The organism is Mesorhizobium sp. P171375 (assembly GCF_057786075.1).
In genome coordinates, this window is sequence record NZ_JBYNWF010000001.1 from 6,525,703 (window position 1) to 6,544,382 (window position 18,680).

The window sequence follows — 18,680 nt, forward strand, 5'->3', positions numbered from 1 at the left end:
GCCAGAGCAGCCGCTCAGACCACGATGGTCTTCAGCCTTTCGGCGATGAGCGCGGCGAGCCGCGCCGCCACTTCGTCCTTGCCCATTTCCGGCCATTCCTCGACGCCGGATTTGGAGACGATGCGCACCCTGTTGCGATCGCCGCCCATGACGCCGGTGGGACCGACGCCGCTTTCATGCGAGACGTCGTTGGCGACGATGAAATCGGCGCCCTTCTTCTTCAGCTTGGCCTCGGCATTGGCGATCAGGTCCTGCGTCTCGGCGGCGAAGCCGACGACCAGTCCCGGACGCTGCTTGTGATGACCAACGCCGGCAAGAATGTCGGGGTTTTCGACCATCTGCAGCGCCGGTGGCCCCTCACCTGCCACCTTCTTGATCTTCTCGCCAGCCGTACCGGCGGTACGCCAGTCGGCGACCGCCGCCACGAACACAGCGGCGTCCGCCGGCAGTAGTTGTTCGACCGCCGCTTTCATCTCGGCTGCGGTCTCGACATGCGTCGTCGCAACGCCGGCCGGATCGGCAATGCTCACAGGACCGGAGACCAGTTGCACGTCAGCACCCAGCTTTGCCAGCGCCCCGGCAATCGCATGGCCCTGCTTGCCCGACGAGCGGTTGGCGATGTAGCGCACCGGGTCGATCGGCTCATGCGTCGGTCCCGAAGTAACAATGATCCGGCGGCCGGCCAGCGGCTTCGGCCTAGTCTCCAGCAGTGCCTCGATCGCCGCGACAATCTCCAGCGGCTCGGCCATGCGGCCCTCGCCGGCCTCGTTGCTTTCGGCCATCTCGCCCTTGGCCGGGCCGACAAAGGCGATGCCGTCCTTGGCGAGGGTCGCCCGGTTGCGGCGCGTCGCGGCATGTGACCACATTTTCGGGTTCATCGCCGGCGCCAGCAAAACCTTCTTGTCGGTGGCGAGTAGCACGGTGGAGGCGAGGTCGTTGGCATGGCCGTTGGCGAGCTTGGCCATCAGGTCGGCGGTGGCCGGCGCCACCACCAGAAGGTCGGCCTCGCGCGACAGCCTGATATGGCCGACATCGTGCTCGTCATTGCGATCGAACAATTCGGTAAAGACATGGTCGGCCGAAACCGCGCCGACCGAAAGCGTGGTGACGAACTCCTGCGCGGCCGATGTCATCACCACGCGCACCGACGCACCGCGCTCCCGCAGCCGGCGGATCAGGTCGAGCGCCTTGTAGGCGGCGATACCGCCGCCGATGATCAGCAGGATGCGCTTGCCGGAGAGGCTGCCCCTCGACAGAGTCTTGCTCGCCACAGCAACGACCGGTGCTGCCGGGCTGCGTGCAACAGCCAGTTCGCGCAGCGTCTCTTCGATCCGATCGATGCGGCCAGAGGGGCCAAGCTGTCCCTCGACCGCGGCGCGGATCATCACCCGCGCCTGCTCTTCCATCGAGCGATCGTTCTCCGCCGCAAGCCGGCGCAGCAGATCCTTGACCTCGTCGTCAAGGTTGCGAATGGTGATGCTGGCCATATGATTGCACTCTGCTCGAAATCGCCGGATGCAACGATAGCAATGCAATCATTTTGAGACAAGCCGTTCCCGGCAAACGGCTAGAGCAGCTTCCAGGCAATATAAACCAGCGTCAGCGCGATCACCCACAGCGCCAGCCGGCCTGAGCGGGTGTAGCGGGCTTCGGCCTTGCCGATGGCGCGCGATGTCGCCTCGTCGAAGCGCAACCCATGTTCGGCCATCAGATCGATCTCGCGTGACAGCCGCTCGGTGCGGGCGGCGAGGTCGGGTGCTTGGCGCGCCAGCGCCAGCAGCGCCTTGGCGCTGTCGCGCGCATCCATCAAAAGTCCGCTGGGGCCAAGATTGCCGGCGATCCACTGGCCGACCACCGGCTCGGACGTCTTCCACATGTTGAAGGCCGGATCGAGCGTGCGCGCCACACCTTCGACCACCACCATGGTCTTCTGCAGCAGGATCAGTTCCGGCCGCGTCGCCATGTCGAACAGTTCGGTGACCTCGAACAGCAGCGTCAGAAGCTTGGCCATCGAGATGGTCTCGGCCGGCTGGCCATGGATCGGCTCGCCAATGGCGCGGATCGCCTGGGCGAAGGCCGCGACATTGTGCTGGCGCGGCACATAACCGGCCTCGAAATGGACTTCGGCCACGCGCAGATAGTCGCGGGTGATGAAGCCGTAGAGGATTTCGGCGAGGAAGCGGCGCTCCTTCTTGCCGAGTCGCCCGGCAATGCCGAGATCGACGGCGACGATATCGCCGTTGGCCTCGACGAACAGATTGCCCGGATGCATGTCGGCATGGAAGAAGCCGTCGCGCAACGTGTGGCGCAGGAACGACTGGATCAGGTTGGTGGCGATCGCCTTGAGATCGTGACCGACCGCCACGAGACCAGCCACGTCGTTCATTTTGACGCCGTCGACCCACTCCATGGTCAGCACGTCGCGGCCGGTGCGTTCCCAGTCGACCGACGGCACGCGAAAACCGGGATCATCCTTGGTGTTTTCGCCGAGCTCCGAAAGCGCAGCCGCCTCGAGCCGAAGATCCATCTCGACCTTGGTGGTCTGCGCCAGCGTCTCGGTCACCTCGACCGGCCGCAGCCGGCGCGATGACGGGATGTATTTCTCCTGCAGGCGGGCGGCGAGGAAATAGCTTTCGAGGTCCTGGAAGAAGCGGCGGCGCACGCCCGGCCGGATCACTTTCACCGCCACCTTGGTATCAACGCCATCGTGGATGGCTTGCGCAGGATGAACCTGGGCGATGGAGGCCGCCGCGACGGGATCGCCGAACTCGGTATAGAGCTCGCCGATCTTGCGCCCGAGCGAGCCCTCGATAGCCGCCACAGCTTCCGCCTGCGGGAAGGTGTGCATCTTGTCCTGCAGCATGGCGAGGTCGAGCGCCATGTCGTTGCCGACGACATCGGGCCGCGTCGCCAGGAACTGACCTAGCTTGACGTAGGAGGGCCCAAGCCGGACCACCGCCTTGGCCAGCCGGTCGCTGCGCTCATAGGCAAGCGCGCGACGGCGGGTGAACAGCCGCGCCATGCTCCAGCCGAATTTCGGCAGGCCGCTGAGCTCGTCACCCGGAAGTGCTGCGATCACGCCCTCGCGGACCAGCACCCAGCCGGCCCGTGCGAGCCGAAAGGCGGCGCCGACGCTGCTCATGCCCAAACCTGCTGCAAGTTGACCTGCTGCAAATTGGCCTGCTGCAAACTGTCCTGCCTCAAAGCTTCCAGCCCGAATGCAGCGCGGCAATTCCGCCGGAATAGTTGCGGAACGATACCCGCTCGAAGCCGGCCCGGGTGATCATCGAAGCAAAGTTCTGCTGGTTGGGAAATTTGCGGATCGATTCGACCAGATAGGAATAGGGCTCGCCGTCGCCGGTCACCATCTTGCCGATCTGCGGGATGGCGTTGAACGACCAGGCTTCGTAGACCTTGTCGAGCAGCGGCATCTCGACCTCGGAAAATTCCAGGCACAGGAACCGCCCGCCGGGCTTCAGCACGCGGAATGCCTCGCTGAGCGCGACATCGATGCGCGGCACGTTTCGGATGCCGAAAGCGATGGTGTAGGCGTCGAAGGTAGCGTCTGCAAAAGGCAGTTCCTCGGCATTGGCCTCGACGAAATCGGTGCTTCCGGAGAGCCCCTTCTTCTCGGCCCGGTCGCGGCCGACGCTGAGCATCGAGCCATTGATGTCGAGCACCGTGGCATGCGCATTGCCGTGGCTGGCGTCGACGATGCGGAAGGCGATGTCGCCGGTGCCGCCGGCCACGTCGAGCACTTTCCAGCCGGGACGTTTCGGCGGATTGAGCCATGTCACCATGGCGTCCTTCCACAGCCGGTGCAGTCCGGCCGACATCAGGTCGTTCATCAGGTCGTAGCGGTTCGCCACCTTGTGGAAAACCTCGTTGACCAAAGGCTGCTTGTCGCCTGGCCCTACGCTCTTGAAACCATAGGAGGTTTCCATGCCGCCCGCGGCCGTGGTTCTCTCAACTGACATTATTTTGATCCGTCATAAAACCGGCGGGACCATAGCCGATCGATGGTGCGGGCGCTATTGTTTAAGGCGCGGTGTTCAGCCGCGCTTCCAGGTGGCGGGTTTTCAAGACCTGGACTGACCGACGGGATATTTGAATGCCTTTGAAAGCAGAATTGCACTGCCATATTGAAGGGGCAGCGGCGCCCGAACTCGTCATTCGCCAGGCGCAGAAATATGGCAAGGACACTTCTCCCTATATCCAGAACGGCTCGTTCGTCTGGCACGACTTCACCACATTCCTCGCGGCTTACGATTTTTCCTCCGATTTGTTCCGCACCGAGGAGGATTATGCGCGCCTCGCCGACCATTATCTGACCAGCCTTGCCCGCGACGGCGCCATCTATTCCGAAGTCTTCACCTCGCCCGACCATGCCGTCAGGGCCGGCCTGTCACCCAAGGCCTATACCGACGCGCTCGGCGAAGGCATGCTGCGCGCCAAAGCCAAGACCGGCATAGAGGGCCGCATGATCGTCACCGGCGTGCGTCATGTCGGCGTCGAATCGATCGAGCAGGCGGCGCGCTTCGCCGCGCGCTGCGGCAACCCGCTGGTCACCGGCTTCGGCATCGCCGGCGACGAGCGTATCGGCGAGATGGAGGATTATGTCCGCGCCTTCGAGATCGCCCGCGAAGCCGGCCTCGGCATCACCATCCACGCCGGCGAACTGACGGGATGGGAGACAGTGCAGTCCGCACTCGACCACATCCGCCCCTCGCGCATCGGCCATGGCGTGCGGGCCATCGAAAACCCCGACCTGGTGCGTCGCATCGCCGATGAGGGCATCGTGCTCGAATGCTGCCCCGGCTCCAACATCGCCCTCAAGGTCTACGACAGTTTCGCCGATCATCCCTTCCCCGCTTTGCAGGCAGCGGGCTGCAAGGTGACGCTGAACTCCGACGACCCGCCCTATTTCTGGACCTCGCTGAAGCGCGAATACGACATTGCCGCCGAACATTTTGCCATGAACGAAAAGGCGCTGACCGCCGTCACCAAAACGGCGATCGAGGCGGCTTTCGTCGACAGGAAGACCAAGACAGCGCTTCTTGCGCGGCTGAACGCCGTCGCGCGCTGATTTCCCGCGACAAAGCTGTGGCCGGCGCCGCCAGGCGGTTCCTTGGCCGGCGCATTGTCGCTAGGGTTGTTGCAAGCAGCGAAAATTTCAGGAGTAACCCATGCAGGGCGTCACCGTCGTCGACCACCCGCTTGTCCAGCACAAGCTGACCATCATGCGCAAGAAGGAGACGTCGACAGCCGGCTTCCGGCGGCTGCTGCGCGAGATTTCGTTGCTGCTCGGCTACGAGGTCACCCGCAACCTCGAACTGACGACGACCACCATCGAGACGCCGATCGAGACCATGGAAGCGCCGACGCTGGAGGGCAAGAAGCTGGTCTTCGCCTCGGTGCTGCGCGCTGGCAACGGCTTGCTTGAAGGCCTGCTCGACCTGGTGCCGGCGGCGCGCGTCGCCCATATCGGCCTCTACCGCGACCACGAGACGCTGGAGGCGGTGGAATATTTCTTCAAGGCCCCGAGCGATCTCGCCGACCGGCTGGTGATCGTCGTCGACCCGATGCTGGCGACCGCCAATTCGGCGATCGCGGCCATCGACAAGCTGAAAGGGCGCGGCGCCACCAATATCCGCTTCCTTTGCCTTTTGGCTGCACCCGAAGGCATCGAGCGCTTCACCAAGGCGCATCCGGATGTTCCGGTGTTCACCGCCTCGATCGACCGCCAGCTCAACGAGAAGGGCTACATCATGCCCGGCCTCGGCGATGCCGGCGACCGCATGTACGGGACCAAATGACGGCGGCTGGCCAAGCCAGCCGACGCAGCCTCGTTTACCGCCCGTTTACGCAAAGCCTCAGTTTCGGGCCGGCGTTAAAGCGGCAAACACCATGTGCGGACAAGAATGGCCCTTCACGAAGGTCCATCCATGCTGCGCAAGCTTCTCATTCTGGGCGTGTTTGCCGGAACATCGGCGTCGATTCCGATCGTCTACCAGTCGAACCCGCAAATGCTCGACGGCCTGCTGAAGTCGACCGTCGCCAGCAAGCCGGCCGCGCAACCGCAGCCCGAGCTGAACCTCGCCTCGGTTCCCGACAAACCGGCCGCACCGCTGCCCACCGGCCGCAAGGTCACTGTGGCGGCTGACGAGCGCGGCCATTTCACCTCCGCCTTCAAGCTCAACGGCCGCCAGGTCGACGGCATGATCGACACCGGCGCCACGCTGGTCGCCATCAACACTTCGACGGCGCGCCGCATCGGCATCTCGCTCAGCCCGTCGGATTTCAGCCATCAGGTCAACACCGCCAACGGCGCGATCAGGGCAGCCGTGGTCAACATCGACCGCCTGCAGATCGGCAAGATCAGCGTCGACAACATCCAGGCGGTGGTGCTCGACGACAGGGCGCTGCACACCAACCTGATCGGCATGAGCTTTTTGCAGCGGCTGGCAAAATACCAGGTCGAAAACGGCACCTTGCTGCTCGTGCAGTAGCGCTTTCCACTAGCCGCGCGCCAGCACCCGGCGGATGACGGTCTTGTCGGCGGCCGGCTTCGAAGCCCCGATCGTGTAGGCCGAAAGCACAGCGGCTGCGGCGGCCGCGGCTTCCGCATCCGTGCGGGCATGGACCAGCGCCAGCGCATCGCCGGATCGCACCTCGGCGCCGATCGGCAGCAGCCTGGTGATACCCACCGCATGATCGATCCTGTCGTCCGGCCGCGTCCGCCCGCCGCCGAGCCCGACTACGGCAAGGCCGATGTCGCGGGTGGCAATCCCGGTGACAAAGCCGTTTTCGGTTGCCTTGACCGTAAACTCCACCGCCGCTTTGGGCAGGTATTTCTCCGGCTTCTCGACGAAATCGGCGGGACCGCCAAGGGCGGCCACCATGCGCGCGAAAATGGCCGCCGCGCGGCCACCGGCCAGCGTTTCGGCGGCGCGCCTGAGACCATCTTGCTGGGATGACACCAGTCCCGTCGACTGCAGCATCTCTGCGGCAAGCGCCAGCGTCACATCCTCCAGCCGCTTGTCGCGGAACCGCCCGGTCAGGAAGTCGACGGCGTTGCGCACCTCGACGGCATTGCCGGCCGCCGACGCCAGCGGCTCGTTCATGCCGGTGACCAGCGCCGAGGCCTTCAGGCCGACGCTATTGGCGACCTCGACCAGGCTGTTGGCCAGTGCCGTCGCATCGCGCGACTTCTCCATGAAGGCGCCGTTACCGACCTTGACGTCCAGCACCAGCGAACCCAGGCCGGCCGCCAGCTTCTTCGACAGGATCGAGGCGGTGATCAACGGCACCGATTCCACCGTCCCCGTCACATCGCGGATCGCGTAGAGCCGGCGATCGGCGGGCGCCAGATCAGCGGTCTGACCGATGATGGCGCAGCCGGTCTCCAGCACCGTCTTGCGAAAGCGCGCCACGTCCGGCTGGGTGACATAGCCGGGAATGGCGTCCATCTTGTCCAACGTGCCGCCGGTATGGCCGAGCCCCCTGCCGGAGATCATCGGCACATAGGCGCCGCAGGCGGCGACGATCGGCGCCAGCATCAACGAGACATTGTCGCCGACGCCGCCGGTCGAATGCTTGTCGGTGACCGGACCCGGCAGGTCCGACCAGTCTAGGACGTCGCCGGAATCGCGCATCGACAATGTCAACGCCACCGCTTCGTCGCGACTCATGCCGTTGAAGAACACCGCCATGGCAAAGGCGCCGACCTGGCCGTCCGAGACGCTGCCCGAGGTCACGCCGGCGACGAAGGCCGCTATCTCCTGCGCCGACAGTTTCTGGCCGTCGCGCTTGCGGCGGATGATTTCCTGCGGAAGCATCAGGCGTCGTCGCCCTTCGGCTCCGGCAACCCGTCCTGGAACACATGCGCAAGGATCGTCGCCAGCCGCGCGCCGCCGACCGGCGCCATGTCCTTGGTCTCCTGGTGCGACAGCTCCGCCCCGGTCATCCCGGCGGCAAGGTTGGTGATCACCGAACAGGCGGCAACGCGCAGGCCGAGGAAGCGGGCGAGGATAACCTCCGGCACGGTCGACATGCCCACCGCATTGGCGCCCATGATGCGGGCCATGCGGATTTCGGCCGGCGTCTCGAAGCACGGGCCGGAAAACCACATATAGACGCCCTGGTGCAGCCTGGTCCCGGTGGCCTTCGCCGCCCGTTCGAGCGCCGCACGCAGCCCGGCGTCATAGGCCTCGGTCAGGCCGACGAAGCGGCGGTCGCTCGGCTCGCCGATTAGCGGGTTGGAACCGGAGAAATTGATATGGTCGGTGATCAGCATCACCGATCCTGGCGGCATGTCGGGATCGACCGAACCGGCCGCATTGGTCAGGATCAGCTTGGTGATGCCGATGCCGGCAAGCACCTCCAGCGCCGGCCGCATCGCCGCGGCAACGCCGTGCTCGTAATAGTGGGCGCGCCCCGACAGCATCAGCACCGGCGTGCCGGCAAACAGCCCCGCCACCACCTCGCCGGCATGGCCGGTAACGCCGCTGCGGGGGAAACCCGGCAGGTCGGCATAGGAAACGCGCACGGCATTTTCGACCTGGTCGACAAGCCCGCCAAGGCCCGACCCCAGCACCATGGCGGTGGTGGGCGCCAACCCGTCCAGCCTTTCAACGAGATGGTCCAGAGCTTCTTTCATGTCAGCCAATCTTCATTTCAAAATATCACCGCGAAATCCGTAGGGCAGCATCTCCCCCATGGTCACGGTCTCGACCACGCCGCCATTGTCGCAGAGGTAGAGTTTGGTGTCCGGCCGGCAGAACTCCGCCAGCCTCTGCCGGCAGCCGCCGCAGGGCGTGCACTTCGCCATGCGCGAGGCGATGACGGCGATCTCCACGATCTTGCCGCCGCCGCCCATGATGTAGTGGCCGAGCGCCGTGGTCTCGGCGCACCAGCCTTCCGGATAGGACGCGACCTCGATGTTGGCGCCGGTGAAGACACGGCCGTCCTCGGTGCGCAACGCCGCACCCACCGGAAACTTCGAATAGGGCGCGTAGGCCTTGGCCATGGCATCTAGCGCGGCTTCGAACAGATCATGCGACATTCAGGTGTTCTCTCCGACGATCATGGTCAAAACCCGGCGCTTTGCGTTTTCCTCGCGCCTTTCAAGCACCGAGCCGCGTGTTCGGCTCAGCGGTCCCAGACTAGCCTGCCCGGATCAACGTTCCTTGACATAGGGTACGCCGCCGGCGCGTGGCGGGATCGCCTTGCCGATGAAGCCGGCCAGCAGGATCACGGTCAGCACATAGGGCAGCGCCTGCATGAACTGCACCGGCACCTTGCCGATGAGCGGCAGCGGCGAGCCCTGCAGGCGGATCGCCGCCGCGTCGAGGAAGCCGAACAGAAGGCAGGCGAACATGGCGTTGACCGGCCGCCATTTGGCAAAGATCAGCGCCGCCAGCGCGATGTAGCCCTTGCCCGCGGTCATGTCCTTCACGAAGCCGCCATTCTGCACCATCGACAGATAGGCGCCGGCGATTCCAGTGAGGATACCGGTGCAGATCAGCGCCCGGTAGCGCAGCCAGGCGACCGAGATACCGGCGGTGTCGACGGCGGCCGGGTTCTCGCCGACGGCGCGCAGCCTGAGGCCGAAGCGGGTGCGAAACAGCACCCACCAGGTGAACGGCACCATGGCGAAAGCGAGATAGACCAGGATCGAATGGCCGGACAGAAGCTCGGAATAGATCGGTCCGATGATCGGCACGTCGTGGATGGCGGCCGCGCCAGGCAGAGTGATGGCCTCGAAGCGCTCGCCCGGCTGCAGCGCCGGCGTTCTCCCGCCTTGCTGGAACCAGGCCTGGCCCAGAATGATGGTCGACCCAGCGGCGACGAAGTTGATCGCCACGCCGGAGACGATCTGGTTGCCGCGGTGGGTGATCGAGGCGAAGCCGTGCACCAGGGCGAAGGCGACCGACATCACGATCGCCATGCCGAGACCGAGGAAGGCCGAATGGAAGACCGAAGCTGCGGCCGCACCGGCAAAGGCGCCGACCAGCATCTTGCCTTCCAGCCCGATGTCGAAAACCCCTGCGCGTTCCGAATAGAGGCCGGCGAGGCAGGCGAGCAGCAGCGGCACCGACAAGCGGATGGTCGAGTCGAGTATCTGCACGATGGCGATGAACACATCCATCTCAGGCGCCCTTCCCTTTGACCGCTTCAATGCCGACCGACCTTGGACTGAACGAAGCGAACAGCGCCTGGACATAGGGCCGGAACATGTGCTCCAGCGCACCGGCAAACAGGATGACGAGACCCTGGATGATGACGATCATGTCGCGGGAAATTGCAGGCATCTCGAAGGCAAGTTCGGCGCCACCCTGATAGAGCATGCCGAACAGGATCGCCGCCAGCACGATGCCGACCGGATGCAGCCGCCCCATCAGCGCCACGGCGATGCCGACGAAACCCGCGCCGGAGACGAAATCGATCGCCACATTGTGCTGGTCGCCCATCACCGGGTTCAGCGTCATCATGCCGGCCAACGCGCCCGAGATCATCATCGCGATGAGGATGATGCGCGTCTCCGAAATGCCGGCATAGCGCGCCGCCTTCGGGCTGTGGCCATAGGTGCGCATCTCATAACCGAGCTTGGTGCGCCAGATCAGCAGCCAGACCAGGAAGGCCATCACCAGCGCCAGCAGGAAGCAGATGTTGAACGGCGCCGAGCGGATCTTGGCGCCGAACAGTTCGATGATCCAGTTGAGCTTGGGCAGTTCTGCGCCGGCGAGGAAGTTGCGCGTCTGCGGCGCCTGCGAGGCAGCCGGCTTCAACGGCCCGACCAGGAGATAGACCATGATCGAGGCAGCGATGAAATTGAACATGATGGTGGTGATGACGATATGCGAACCGCGCTTGGCCTGCAGATAGGCCGGGATCAGCGCCCACAGCGCGCCGACCGCGGCCCCGGCGGCGATCGCCAACGGGAAGGTCAGCCACCACGGCAACACACTGTCGAAGGCGAGACAGACCACGCCTACGCCGAGGCCGGCAATATAGGCCTGGCCCTCGGTGCCGATGTTGAACAGGCCGCAATGCGCGGCCACCGCCACCGACAGGCCGGTGAAGATGAAGGTGGTGGCGTAAAACAGCGTGAAGGCGATGCCGGTTCCCTTGCCGAAGGCGCCTTCGACCAGGATGACAGCAGCGCGGAACGGGTTCTCGCCGACCAGCATGACGACGAAACCGGCAACGATGAAGGCCACCGACAGATTGATCAGCGGGATCAGCCCATAATCGGCCCAGGCGGGCAATTTGGCGTAAGGCGTGCTCATTCTGCCGCCTCCTGGCGCTCGACACCCGCCATCAAGAGGCCAAGCTCGCCTTCGGTCGCCTCCGGGCCGCGTTCGCCGACGATGCGGCCGGCAAACATCACCAGGATGCGGTCGGACAGCGAACGGATCTCGTCGAGTTCCACCGACACCACCAGCACCGCCTTGCCCTGGTCGCGCATGGCGATCAGCCGCTTGTGGATGAATTCGATGGCGCCGACATCGACCCCGCGCGTCGGCTGGCCGACGATGAGAACACCCGGGTCTTGTTCCATTTCCCGCGCCAGCACGATCTTTTGCTGGTTGCCGCCGGAGAAATTCGCCGTCTTCAGGCGTGGGTTGCCGGGACGAATGTCGTATTTCTCGATCTTGTCCTTGGCGTCGGCCATGATCGCATCGATGTTGAGGAACGGCCCTTTGAGATAGCGCGGGTCGTCGTGGTAGCCGAGGATCGAATTCTCGTTCTCCTCGAAGGCCAGCACCAGCCCAACATGGTGGCGGTCCTCCGGCACATGGGCGAGGCCGCGGTCGCGCAACTCGCCGGGATCGGCGGCCCCGGTCAGGTCGATCGGCTTGCCGTCGAGCATGACCGAGCCGGAAACCGCGCGCCTGATGCCGGAAATCGCCTCCAGCAGTTCGGACTGGCCGTTGCCGGCGACACCGGCAATGCCGACGATCTCGCCGGCGCGGATATCGAAGGAGATGTCGTCGACCATGGTGACGCCACGGGAATCCTTCACCGTCAGGTTCTTGACCGCGAGCTTGACGGCGCCGGCTTCCGCTTCGCCCTTTTCGACGCGTAGCAGCACGCGCCGCCCGACCATCAGTTCGGCCAGTTCGCCCACCGTCGTCTTGGCTGTTTCGCGCGTCGCCACCATCGTGCCCTGGCGCATGACCGAGACATTGTCGGTGATGGCCATGATCTCGCGCAGCTTGTGGGTGATCAGCACCACCGTCTTTCCCTGTTCCTTCAATTGCTTGAGGATGCGAAAGAGGTGGTCGGCCTCGGCCGGCGTCAACACGCCCGTCGGCTCGTCGAGGATCAGGATTTCGGCGCCTCGATAAAGCGCTTTCAGGATTTCGACGCGCTGCTGCAGGCCGACCGGCAGTTCCTCGATGATGGCATCGGGATCGACTTCCAGCCCGTATTCGCGCTCGAGGCGCTCCAGTTCGGAGCGCGCCTTGGCAATGCTCTTTTTCAACAGCGCATCGCTTTCGGCGCCGAGGATGATGTTTTCCAGCACGGTGAAATTGTCGACCAGCATGAAGTGCTGGTGCACCATGCCGATGCCGAGCGCGATGGCGTCATTGGAGGTCTTGATCGACGCCGGCTTGCCGCCGACTCGGATCTCGCCACTGTCAGCCTGGTAGAAGCCATAGAGGATCGACATCAGCGTCGACTTGCCGGCGCCGTTCTCGCCGACAATGCCGTGGATGGTGCCGCGCGCGATCTCCAGATTGATGTCGCGATTGGCGCGAACGGCGCCAAAACTCTTGTTGATGCCGATCAGTTCGATTGCGGCTTGCGCCATGCAGCCTGTCCCACTCTTATTTTTTTATCGCTTGGTCAAAACGCCTAGCATGATGCCCCGTCTGTGCCAATTGGCGGCGCAGCGACCACTCTCGACAAATCCCGATGCGATTGTCAATTTCGAACGTGGCCGGAGACCTTCACATTCACTAATATACAAGGCTCAATAGTCGCATCACTTTGTAACTGCGTGCACCGAGACCTGGGGAATTTCGAATGATCATGCCTGCCGACCGGCTGACGACGCTGGAAATCCGCACCACCGAGCAGGAAAAGACCATTGAAGAACTGTCCGGCCAGATCGCCGAGCAGTGGCAGGTGATCGAGCGCATGCAGCGCAAGCTCGATGCCCTGACCGAGCGCTTCATGGCGCTTGAAGAACAGTCGGCGCCGGATGTGCCGATAACCAAACCACCGCACTGGTAGCAAGGAGAAGCCGATGGCCAGTGAGAGCGATCCCGTTGCGCGTGCCGGCGACTATGTGCTTGGCCTGATGAACGACCGCGACCGGGAACGCGCCGAGCGCGACCTGGAGATCGACCCCGCCTTCCGCGACACGGTGATGCGGCTGGCCGAGCGCATGCATGTCTTCGACCGCACGGGGCCGCCGTCGGGTGGCAGCGACCGCTGGCGGCTGATCTCGCAACGCATCGCCGAAATGCCGCAAATGCGTGTGGTCGGCCACGACGAGGTTAAGCCGGCGCCGGTGATCAGCAAGCTGGAACGCAGCCCGTATGGCGTGGGTGTGCATTCGCTCGGCGGCCGGCGCGGCGCCGTCATCGCCATCGCGCTGATCGTGGTGTTTGCGCTGGGTTATCTCGTGGGCTTGTTGTCGGCGGGCGGTGTGCTTCTGCCTTGAACGGCGGAGCAAGTCGCATAAGGCGCACCCCCACTCCGTCTCGCCTTCGCCGAGCCCGCGACGCCGGAACTGCCGATCTCCCCCGCAAGGGGGGAGATCGGATGTCGCCGAGACCTTCGCCAATCTTCAACGACCCCCCAAAACAAAACCGCCGGGCTTTCACCCGGCGGTTCCAAACCTTAGTCCTTGCCTATCAATACGGGCAGGCGTTGTCGGCGGTGTAGTCATGCACCTCGATCTTGCCGGCGATGATGTCGGCCTTGGCCTTTTCGACCGCCGCCTTCATCTCGTCGGTGACCAGCGCCTTGTTGTTGTCGTCCATGGCGTAGTCGACACCGCCTTCCTTGAGGCCGAGATTTTGCAGGCCGCCTTTGAAGGTGCCGTTCTTGCCGTCCATGAAGGCGGTGTAGACGGCCACGTCGACGCGCTTCAGCATCGAGGTCAGCACCTTGCCGGGCTGCAGGCCGTTCTGGTTGGAATCGACGCCGATGCCGAGCTTGCCGGCATCCGCCGCCGCTTGCAGCACGCCGACGCCGGTGCCGCCGGCCGCGGCATAGACCACGTCGGAGCCCTGGTCGATCTGCGTCTTGGCGATCTCGCCGCCCTTGGCCGGATCGTTCCACGCCGCCGGCGTGTCGCCGGTCATGTTCTGGATGACGTCGGTAGCACCTGCCGACTTGGCGCCGCCGACATAGCCGCATTCGAACTTGCGGATCAGCGGAATGTCCATGCCGCCGATGAAGGAGACCTTCTTCGTCTTCGAGGCCATCGCCGCCATGATGCCGACGAGATAGGAGCCTTCATTTTCCTTGAAGACAAGCGAGCGGACATTGGGCAGATCGACGGCATCGTCGATGATGGCGAAGTTGAGATCAGGATATTCCTTCGCGACAACCTTCAGCGCATCTTCCCAGGCAAAGCCGGCCATGACGATCGGATTGCGGCCGTCCTCGGCGAAGCGGCGCAGCGCCTGCTCGCGCTGCGAGGCGTTGGACACTTCGAACTCGACATAGGCGTTGCCGGTTTCCGTCTTGAACTTTTCGGCGCCGTGATAGGCAGCCTCGTTGAAGGATTTGTCGAACTTGCCGCCGAGATCGTAGAGGATGGCCGGCTGGACATCCGCGGCGAAAGCCGGAAGAACCATTGCGGTTGCGGCCAGGAGGCCGAGAACGATACGTTTCATGTGATCCACACCCTGTCGGTTATTTTTTCCGTTACGCGCCGCCCGCCTGCCCGGTTCTCCGGCAGGCATGCGACATCAGCCAGGAGCGTACTCCCCTCCCGCTCCGGGCAATCTGGCACGGCCCGAAACAAAATTCACGCGGAATTTTGACCTTTTGGAAAAGCATGCCCAAGGCGGTGAACAACCGTGGACGGTTGCCGCTTTGTCGTCGCCTGCCCGCCGGAACAACCCGTCAGCCCGGCGCGAATTCTCCGCCTCGCCGCCGGCGCCGGTAGCCGATCGCGTGGAGCAGCAAGGCAGCGACCGCGAACACGGCAAAGCCGGGCTGGGCAAGCACCCAGGCGATGCCGCCATCCCATATGATCGGGCTCGCCTTGGCGCGCACGAAGGTCTCGAAAGCCGCGCGGGTGTCGGGCGACACCGCCAGCCAGCTCGAATTGAGCGGCGTCATGACCAGCGCGGAGGCCGCCACCGAGCGCGTCGCGTCAAGCACCGCCATGATGACGGCGACCGAAAGTGCGACCATGGCCGCAAGGCGAAACAGAAAACGCAACATCGAGATCTTTCCTCCGGTCCTCAAGCTCCTCCCGAGGACCATCCGGTCAAGACGAGGAATAGAATGCGTAGGCTCGGCGCGCAATCGGCCTACGCGAATTTGAAGCCCTCCATCCGCCTATATGGTCGCCTTTCGGCTGCGCCGATGCACGAGCCAGACGCCGAGGATACCGCCGCCGATGGCGCCGACCACCAGCCCGGCAAGGCCGATGAACACGGCGAAATAGCCGCAGCCGCCCCCAAAACAGCTGATGTCGGTGACTTCGGCGATGACAGCACCCAGCCCGAAGCCGGCGACGGCGCCGACGACCGCGCCGAGGATGATGCCGAGCAGCGCGGCGACGATCGAAACGAAGACCGACGGCGCCTGCGCTGCCGGCCTGGCATAGACAGCCGCGGGTCCCGCGTCGCGGCGCAGCAGGTAGATGCAGAACAGGCCGATGCCGATTTCGGCGGCAGTGATGGCCAGACTTCTGGCGGAGAACACGAATTCCGGCACAGCCAGCACATAGGCCTGCCTTGCCAGCAGAAAGACGATAACGGCGATCTGCCAGAAGGTGAAATGGCGCGGGAAGGGCGCCGAACGGCCGAAGGCGAGGCCGAGCAGATAGAGCCCCCACAGGATGGTGATGATGTCGAAGGCCAGCGCGCCAAGGACGAAATAGAAGACCGTGTCCGGCAGGCCGGAATTACCGACCAGCCACCAGGCCGAAACCAGGCCATAGGCCGACCACGCCATGACGAAGGCCAGCCAGACCACCGGGATGAAGGACAGGTCCGAACGCCCGGGCGGCAACCCGCCCGGCACGCCACTGCCTTGCACGCCTCCGGCCAGCGTCCCGCTGGCCGGCTGTTCATTGCTCGATGTCATGTCCCGACGTTGCCCCCGCAAAGCCTCCGACTCACTCGACAGGTGGCCGGGGGCGAAGTCAAGCACGGCCGGCCCTGCCGCCTTGCCTGTGCACACCATTCGGATACCGAAGCGCCCCTGAGGCGGTGGCGTTGGCGGCCCGCGAAACGATGCATGGCCGGCAAAGCGAATAGACTGCCGTTATGGCTTGGCATTCGGCGCCGGATCGACTAGATGAGCCCCGCGCCTGTTTGATTGACGGGCGCCGGGAAGGGCATCCGCTGGTTGGCGGCGCCCGCAGCGCGGGTCTCCCCCGCACTTCCCAAAGGGATGCATCCCCCCAACCCGCGCGGCACAACCGGCCGGCGCGAATGCAAGGACGGAGAGGTGGCCGAGTGGTTGAAGGCGCACGCCTGGAAAGTGTGTTTACGGGAGACCGTAACGCGGGTTCGAATCCCGCTCTCTCCGCCATTCCACAAGCTTGCCGATAAGAAACTGATTATAAACAGATTTTCTTTGATTCCCTGAGGACCCGGTGCCCCACCCCGGTACCCCAACAAAGGCTACCATCGCATTTCCGTTTCCCAACGTGGATTTGTAAAAGTATGGCCCTGACACAAATTCAGACCATCCAATCTCTGGCGGAAGCCTTAACGTGGTTTGAGCGTGAGCTGTCTTGGGGAGTCGACCCTGCAAACCTTGGGCATCTAACAGGCCGCATTGGCGAGTTGTTCACCTGCGTACTGACACGTGGCCAGATGGCTCTTGAAGTCAACCAGCGCGGCTATGATGTCGTAAGCGCAGACAATGAACGAATTTCGGTGAAGACGATCACTTCGAGCACGAGCGTTTCCTTCAATCCCAACACGTTCGAGCACGTAGACCGGGTCGTCATCTTGCGGATTAACGTAGGGGATGACAACGGCGTTTCGGTCGAGACCTTGTTGGATTGCACCGCAGCCGAAGCGCGTACTAGCAAACTCAACGAACGGCTTGTCTTCTCAGTCGGGACACAGCGCAGATTTGCACAGCCTGTGGAGCATCTAGCGGTTGTCGATTCTTCCGCCTACGGGCCCTATACGATCAAGCAATATGAGAACGGAACGATCCTAGTTTTCGAAGGCGAAACGAAAATTGAACCCGCAAAGCCTTTGCTGCGTAAAATCGCAAGCGAGATCGGCTTCGATATTCTCAATGATCGCGGCGAACAAAAGAACACTAGGCAGATCGGTGCAGGTATCTTGCGGATGCTCGCGGCACGCACCTAAGCGCTGTGACCATGTCACTTGATGACTACCGGAATTTCTTGGCCTGAAAGGCGTCTCGCCAACTCCATCATCGCCACCCTTGCAGTCTCCCCCATATCGCGACTGCACCATGATCCCATCATGCATCGGCATGGCCGCTAATCGAGAGAGCAGTCAATAGTGCGTTCCTTCTAGGAAATAGCCAGCGGCTTTGTTATTTGCTCTAGGCGCAAGAACTTTTGGGGAAATTGCAGGTGGATGAATTCGAAGAGTTTTTGGAGGAATATGATGATCTCGCGGACCGCCTCGTCCAAGCTCGCTATCAAGACTTCGGTCGCGCAGTCCGTCGCTTTTTCCAACTTCTGGATCAGGCTCCGGAACCTTCCAGATCCCACATAAGATGGCTCCGCGTCCTTTTCCCCGTTGAGAGAGTCAACTCTGAGGTCATGGTAGAACCTAGTGGAATGGTCGGTTCGGGGCAGTTAAATTGGCCAGACGATTTCGACCTTGCCCTAAGTGCTCAATTGAACCTTCTTGGATCTTTCGGCGACAGCGACAAGGAGGCGTTGCAGTTCTCTCGCGGCTACTTTTACAGTCGCTCCAACAACATCAATGACGTCTTGCACGAGATGACGGGGCATCTCTTTGATCCGATGATCCGGGATCTCCGACGGTATCTTCAGCGCAATAAGGACAAGCCCGCCGACGCCAGCCAAGTGCCAGCGTCGGATCGCATCGTGTATCTTGACCACAATCAGCCCGAATACGCTGCAGCGATTGAGGCTGTTGAAAGCACCGAAATCGCAGCTTCCAGTTCCAACAAAATCCTCCCAGAGGATCGCGACCGGATCAAGTTCGAGCTCAACGCTGGAATACTCTTACTCAAGGCTCAATCGGTCCGCCAAGCCGCCATTGAAGCAGTTCTTATCCGCGCTCTTAAATGGCTGTCGGCAAACTTTGCTGGCGCAGCGCTCGGTGTGGCTGCAGATCAGGCACTGCATGCTGTTCTAAAATTGCTGGCCGGCTAGCCGCGGCGAAAATTGGAAAGCAGACAGTCAAATGTTGTCCACGCATCTGCCGATGCGTTTTCACGCATCTCGTAGCCGTCTGAGAGGAAGATAAGCGGGAGCCGTGGCTGATGAACCTGCTATGGGCCGAGCAGCACGA

The 18,680-nt window shown here is 63.2% G+C and carries 19 protein-coding genes and 1 tRNA gene; 8 read left to right on the top strand and 12 right to left on the bottom strand.

Annotation, left to right across the window (positions count from 1 at the left end):
* Window positions 1–14: 14 nt before the first annotated feature.
* From coaBC to ubiE, 3 genes are all read right to left on the bottom strand, one after another.
* Window positions 15–1,487: a bifunctional phosphopantothenoylcysteine decarboxylase/phosphopantothenate--cysteine ligase CoaBC gene (coaBC, locus tag ACYHH6_RS31770; RefSeq protein WP_352586209.1), complete on the bottom strand. Its 1,473-nt coding sequence runs from the start codon at window positions 1,485–1,487 to the stop codon at window positions 15–17.
* Window positions 1,488–1,567: 80 nt separating this feature from the next.
* Complete coding sequence (gene ubiB / locus ACYHH6_RS31775; protein WP_352586208.1) at window positions 1,568–3,142, bottom strand: 2-polyprenylphenol 6-hydroxylase; 1,575 nt, start codon at window positions 3,140–3,142, stop codon at window positions 1,568–1,570.
* 58 nt (window positions 3,143–3,200) lie between these two features.
* Window positions 3,201–3,977, bottom strand: coding sequence for a bifunctional demethylmenaquinone methyltransferase/2-methoxy-6-polyprenyl-1,4-benzoquinol methylase UbiE (ubiE, locus tag ACYHH6_RS31780; protein ID WP_192259058.1), 777 nt, complete (start codon window positions 3,975–3,977; stop codon window positions 3,201–3,203).
* Between the two features lie 134 nt (window positions 3,978–4,111).
* Here ubiE and ACYHH6_RS31785 point away from each other — a divergent pair, with 134 nt between their 5' ends.
* The 3 genes from ACYHH6_RS31785 to ACYHH6_RS31795 all read left to right on the top strand — a co-directional run bounded on the left by ACYHH6_RS31785 (window position 4,112) and on the right by ACYHH6_RS31795 (window position 6,509).
* Complete coding sequence (locus ACYHH6_RS31785) at window positions 4,112–5,086, top strand: adenosine deaminase (protein ID WP_352586207.1); 975 nt, start codon at window positions 4,112–4,114, stop codon at window positions 5,084–5,086.
* A 100-nt stretch (window positions 5,087–5,186) separates the two neighbouring features.
* On the top strand, window positions 5,187–5,816 hold the full coding sequence (gene upp / locus ACYHH6_RS31790) for a uracil phosphoribosyltransferase (RefSeq protein ID WP_095084682.1): 630 nt from the start codon (window positions 5,187–5,189) through the stop codon (window positions 5,814–5,816).
* A gap of 129 nt (window positions 5,817–5,945) precedes the next feature.
* Window positions 5,946–6,509 (top strand): TIGR02281 family clan AA aspartic protease, encoded by a 564-nt coding sequence (locus tag ACYHH6_RS31795; RefSeq protein WP_352586206.1) that lies wholly within the window; start codon window positions 5,946–5,948, stop codon window positions 6,507–6,509.
* Between the two features lie 9 nt (window positions 6,510–6,518).
* On the opposite strand, the gene deoA is transcribed toward ACYHH6_RS31795, so the two are convergent.
* The 6 genes from deoA to ACYHH6_RS31825 all read right to left on the bottom strand — a co-directional run bounded on the left by deoA (window position 6,519) and on the right by ACYHH6_RS31825 (window position 12,820).
* Window positions 6,519–7,838, bottom strand: a complete 1,320-nt coding sequence (deoA, locus tag ACYHH6_RS31800) for a thymidine phosphorylase (RefSeq protein ID WP_352586205.1) — start codon at window positions 7,836–7,838, stop codon at window positions 6,519–6,521.
* A complete protein-coding gene (locus ACYHH6_RS31805) occupies window positions 7,838–8,659 on the bottom strand; it encodes a purine-nucleoside phosphorylase (RefSeq protein WP_352586204.1) in 822 nt (273 codons plus the stop codon). The genes deoA and ACYHH6_RS31805 overlap by 1 nt, the downstream gene beginning before the upstream one ends.
* A 12-nt stretch (window positions 8,660–8,671) precedes the next feature.
* Entirely contained in the window at window positions 8,672–9,064 is a 393-nt protein-coding gene (gene cdd, locus ACYHH6_RS31810; RefSeq protein WP_352586203.1) for a cytidine deaminase, read from the bottom strand.
* Window positions 9,065–9,178: 114 nt separating this feature from the next.
* Window positions 9,179–10,150, bottom strand: a complete 972-nt coding sequence (locus tag ACYHH6_RS31815) for an ABC transporter permease (protein ID WP_023671125.1) — start codon at window positions 10,148–10,150, stop codon at window positions 9,179–9,181.
* 1 nt (window position 10,151) lies between these two features.
* Window positions 10,152–11,291 (bottom strand): ABC transporter permease, encoded by a 1,140-nt coding sequence (locus ACYHH6_RS31820; protein ID WP_112559200.1) that lies wholly within the window; start codon window positions 11,289–11,291, stop codon window positions 10,152–10,154.
* Complete coding sequence (locus ACYHH6_RS31825; protein WP_352559571.1) at window positions 11,288–12,820, bottom strand: ABC transporter ATP-binding protein; 1,533 nt, start codon at window positions 12,818–12,820, stop codon at window positions 11,288–11,290. Before ACYHH6_RS31825 ends, ACYHH6_RS31820 begins: the two co-directional genes overlap by 4 nt.
* A 215-nt stretch (window positions 12,821–13,035) precedes the next feature.
* Between ACYHH6_RS31825 and ACYHH6_RS31830 the strand changes: the two genes are divergently transcribed.
* Both ACYHH6_RS31830 and ACYHH6_RS31835 read left to right on the top strand, forming a co-directional pair.
* Window positions 13,036–13,245 (top strand): SlyX family protein, encoded by a 210-nt coding sequence (locus ACYHH6_RS31830; protein ID WP_142866097.1) that lies wholly within the window; start codon window positions 13,036–13,038, stop codon window positions 13,243–13,245.
* Window positions 13,246–13,258: 13 nt separating this feature from the next.
* Window positions 13,259–13,678 carry a hypothetical protein gene (locus tag ACYHH6_RS31835; protein ID WP_352586202.1) on the top strand — a complete coding sequence of 140 codons (420 nt, stop codon included), beginning with the start codon at window positions 13,259–13,261 and terminating at the stop codon, window positions 13,676–13,678.
* A gap of 193 nt (window positions 13,679–13,871) precedes the next feature.
* Here ACYHH6_RS31835 and ACYHH6_RS31840 read toward each other — a convergent pair whose 3' ends face one another.
* The 3 genes from ACYHH6_RS31840 to ACYHH6_RS31850 form a co-directional block, all read right to left on the bottom strand.
* On the bottom strand, window positions 13,872–14,861 hold the full coding sequence (locus ACYHH6_RS31840; protein WP_352586201.1) for a BMP family lipoprotein: 990 nt from the start codon (window positions 14,859–14,861) through the stop codon (window positions 13,872–13,874).
* 232 nt (window positions 14,862–15,093) lie between these two features.
* Window positions 15,094–15,417 carry a hypothetical protein gene (locus ACYHH6_RS31845; protein ID WP_352586200.1) on the bottom strand — a complete coding sequence of 108 codons (324 nt, stop codon included), beginning with the start codon at window positions 15,415–15,417 and terminating at the stop codon, window positions 15,094–15,096.
* Between the two features lie 117 nt (window positions 15,418–15,534).
* A complete protein-coding gene (locus ACYHH6_RS31850; protein ID WP_352586199.1) occupies window positions 15,535–16,287 on the bottom strand; it encodes a hypothetical protein in 753 nt (250 codons plus the stop codon).
* A gap of 360 nt (window positions 16,288–16,647) precedes the next feature.
* Here ACYHH6_RS31850 and ACYHH6_RS31855 point away from each other — a divergent pair.
* The 3 genes from ACYHH6_RS31855 to ACYHH6_RS31865 all read left to right on the top strand — a co-directional run bounded on the left by ACYHH6_RS31855 (window position 16,648) and on the right by ACYHH6_RS31865 (window position 18,541).
* Window positions 16,648–16,737: transfer RNA gene (locus ACYHH6_RS31855), tRNA-Ser, on the top strand.
* A gap of 134 nt (window positions 16,738–16,871) precedes the next feature.
* Window positions 16,872–17,534 (top strand): DUF6998 domain-containing protein, encoded by a 663-nt coding sequence (locus ACYHH6_RS31860; protein WP_352586198.1) that lies wholly within the window; start codon window positions 16,872–16,874, stop codon window positions 17,532–17,534.
* A gap of 233 nt (window positions 17,535–17,767) precedes the next feature.
* On the top strand, window positions 17,768–18,541 hold the full coding sequence (locus tag ACYHH6_RS31865; protein ID WP_352586197.1) for a hypothetical protein: 774 nt from the start codon (window positions 17,768–17,770) through the stop codon (window positions 18,539–18,541).
* Window positions 18,542–18,680: the final 139 nt, after the last annotated feature.

Coding starts and splice junctions, on each gene's coding strand:
- coaBC (WP_352586209.1), bottom strand. CDS start 1,487: ATGGCCAGCATCACCATTCGCAACCTTGACGACGAGGTCAAGGATCTG.
- ubiB (WP_352586208.1), bottom strand. CDS start 3,142: ATGAGCAGCGTCGGCGCCGCCTTTCGGCTCGCACGGGCCGGCTGGGTG.
- ubiE (WP_192259058.1), bottom strand. CDS start 3,977: ATGTCAGTTGAGAGAACCACGGCCGCGGGCGGCATGGAAACCTCCTAT.
- ACYHH6_RS31785 (WP_352586207.1), top strand. CDS start 4,112: ATGCCTTTGAAAGCAGAATTGCACTGCCATATTGAAGGGGCAGCGGCG.
- upp (WP_095084682.1), top strand. CDS start 5,187: ATGCAGGGCGTCACCGTCGTCGACCACCCGCTTGTCCAGCACAAGCTG.
- ACYHH6_RS31795 (WP_352586206.1), top strand. CDS start 5,946: ATGCTGCGCAAGCTTCTCATTCTGGGCGTGTTTGCCGGAACATCGGCG.
- deoA (WP_352586205.1), bottom strand. CDS start 7,838: ATGCTTCCGCAGGAAATCATCCGCCGCAAGCGCGACGGCCAGAAACTG.
- ACYHH6_RS31805 (WP_352586204.1), bottom strand. CDS start 8,659: ATGAAAGAAGCTCTGGACCATCTCGTTGAAAGGCTGGACGGGTTGGCG.
- cdd (WP_352586203.1), bottom strand. CDS start 9,064: ATGTCGCATGATCTGTTCGAAGCCGCGCTAGATGCCATGGCCAAGGCC.
- ACYHH6_RS31815 (WP_023671125.1), bottom strand. CDS start 10,150: ATGGATGTGTTCATCGCCATCGTGCAGATACTCGACTCGACCATCCGC.
- ACYHH6_RS31820 (WP_112559200.1), bottom strand. CDS start 11,291: ATGAGCACGCCTTACGCCAAATTGCCCGCCTGGGCCGATTATGGGCTG.
- ACYHH6_RS31825 (WP_352559571.1), bottom strand. CDS start 12,820: ATGGCGCAAGCCGCAATCGAACTGATCGGCATCAACAAGAGTTTTGGC.
- ACYHH6_RS31830 (WP_142866097.1), top strand. CDS start 13,036: ATGATCATGCCTGCCGACCGGCTGACGACGCTGGAAATCCGCACCACC.
- ACYHH6_RS31835 (WP_352586202.1), top strand. CDS start 13,259: ATGGCCAGTGAGAGCGATCCCGTTGCGCGTGCCGGCGACTATGTGCTT.
- ACYHH6_RS31840 (WP_352586201.1), bottom strand. CDS start 14,861: ATGAAACGTATCGTTCTCGGCCTCCTGGCCGCAACCGCAATGGTTCTT.
- ACYHH6_RS31845 (WP_352586200.1), bottom strand. CDS start 15,417: ATGTTGCGTTTTCTGTTTCGCCTTGCGGCCATGGTCGCACTTTCGGTC.
- ACYHH6_RS31850 (WP_352586199.1), bottom strand. CDS start 16,287: ATGACATCGAGCAATGAACAGCCGGCCAGCGGGACGCTGGCCGGAGGC.
- ACYHH6_RS31860 (WP_352586198.1), top strand. CDS start 16,872: ATGGCCCTGACACAAATTCAGACCATCCAATCTCTGGCGGAAGCCTTA.